4 protein-coding genes are annotated in these 1,737 nt (G+C 63.6%); all 4 read right to left on the bottom strand.

All coding sequences use genetic code 11. The annotated features are described in order from the left end of the window. On the bottom strand, positions 1 to 510 hold a 510-nt coding region (locus NEZ08_RS22670), incomplete at its 3' end, for a response regulator (protein ID WP_298112078.1). Further along, complete coding sequence (locus NEZ08_RS22665; protein WP_298112076.1) at positions 507 to 1,190, bottom strand: ABC transporter ATP-binding protein; 684 nt, start codon at positions 1,188 to 1,190, stop codon at positions 507 to 509. The genes NEZ08_RS22670 and NEZ08_RS22665, both read right to left, overlap by 4 nt. A 40-nt stretch (positions 1,191 to 1,230) precedes the next feature. Further along, positions 1,231 to 1,434: a hypothetical protein gene (locus tag NEZ08_RS22660; RefSeq protein WP_298112072.1), complete on the bottom strand. Its 204-nt coding sequence runs from the start codon at positions 1,432 to 1,434 to the stop codon at positions 1,231 to 1,233. After that, positions 1,434 to 1,737: ABC transporter ATP-binding protein (locus NEZ08_RS22655; protein ID WP_298112070.1), on the bottom strand; the 304-nt coding region annotated here is incomplete at its 5' end. The genes NEZ08_RS22660 and NEZ08_RS22655, both read right to left, overlap by 1 nt.

Below are 1,737 nucleotides of genomic sequence, written 5' to 3'. Positions count from 1 at the left end.
GATCAACTGCAGCACCGGTTCCATGGCGGGCGATTCGGCGATCAGCGAAGGGCGCCCCTCGGCGCGGAGCAACCGGTTTTCCGCCTCCAGCCGCAGTCCTTTTTTGAGCGCCTGCGCGAGTTCGATCTGCGTGCGAACGATGGCGAGCAGCCGCGCGTTGTCCCAGGGCTTTTCGATGAAATCCCGTGCACCGCGGCGCATCGCTTCTACCGCCAGGTTCACCGAGCCCCACGCGGTCATCACCACAACGGGCAGCAGGCCGTCGGCCGCGCGCAGTTTCGGCAGCAGATCCAGGCCTTCAGCGCCCGACGTGGTGTCGCGCGTATAGTTGAGGTCCATCAGGAGCAGGTCGAACTCGCGGGCCTCGATGGCGGCGAGGATTTCGCGCGGGCTCGAGGCCGTCTCGATCTGGTAGCCTTCGCCCTTGAGCAAAAAGCGGAGCGCCTCGACCACGTCGGGCTGGTCGTCGGCCACCAGGAGGCGATAGTTCCCGTTACCGCCTGGCTTCATGCCGCCGCCGTGCGCTCGCCGGTGATCCAGCCGTCTTCGATCTGGACGACGCGATTGCCGTACTCCGCGTTGCGCTCGTTGTGAGTGACCTGGATGATCGTGGTGCCTTCGGCGTTCAGCTTCCGGAACATTTCCATGATCTGCTGGCCCTGCGCCGAGTGCAGGTTGCCGGTGGGTTCGTCGGCGAGCAGAATCTTCGGATTGGCGATCATGGCGCGGGCTACGGCCACAAGCTGCTGCTGGCCGCCGGAAAGCTGGTTCGGATAGAGATCCCGCTTGCCGACGATCTGGAAGCGGTCGAGCGCGTCGCAGACGATGCTCTCCCGCTCGCTCTTCTTGATGTTGCGGTAGGAGAGCGGAATGTCGAGGTTTTCGTAAACCGTAAGCGAATCGAGCAGATGGTAGCTTTGAAACACAAAGCCGAAGTATTGTTTGTACAGCTCCATCCGGTCGCGCTTGTTCATCTTGTGCACCGGCTGTCCCAACAGCCAGTATTCGCCGGTCCAGTCGCTGTCGTGCATGCCGAGCAGGTGCAGCAGGGTGCTTTTGCCGGCGCCGGAGGGGCCCATGATGGACACGAAGTCGCCTTCGCGGATGTCGAGCGTCACGCGCCGCAGGACGAATGTCTTCACCGGTCCGTGTTCGAAGTACTTTTCAATGTTTTTGAGAGAAATTACCATCGGGTGCCTTCATCTTACCCGCCGCGCCGCGCGCGCACGGCTAGCGGCGGAGTCCGTCGATGACGCCGCTCAAGTCCGGGCAGGAGAAATGGCCGCCCGAAGGCTGAATCATCCACACCCGTGGGGCGTCCAACCCTCCGAGCGCCGCCGCGCTCGCCTGCTCGTGTGCCCACAACGCCTTGCCGGCGAAGAACGCCAGCACCATGATCGCGAGCGCCAATATGTCCGCATTCCTCCGCAACATCACTGCACCTCCGCGCCATCCTCGACAATCCGCCCGTCAAACAGCTTCACCGTACGATCGGCGAACCGCGCATACCGCGGGTCGTGCGTCACCATGCAGATGGTCGCGCCCGCGCGATGGAGTTCGCTTAAAAGATCCATCACCGCCTCGCCGTTCACCGAATCCAGGTTTCCGGTCGGCTCGTCGGCCAGCAGGATGGCCGGCTCTCCGGCGAGGGCCCGCGCCACGGCCACTCTCTGCTGCTGGCCGCCCGACAATTGCGCCGGATAATGTTTGATCCGGTGCGACATGCCGACGCGTTCG

This window comes from Bradyrhizobium sp., from assembly GCF_027451485.1.
Classification (GTDB): Bacteria; Pseudomonadota; Alphaproteobacteria; order Rhizobiales; family Xanthobacteraceae; genus Bradyrhizobium.
The sequence above is the reverse complement of the archived record's forward strand: the minus strand, read 5'-3'. Positions and strand labels throughout refer to the sequence as shown.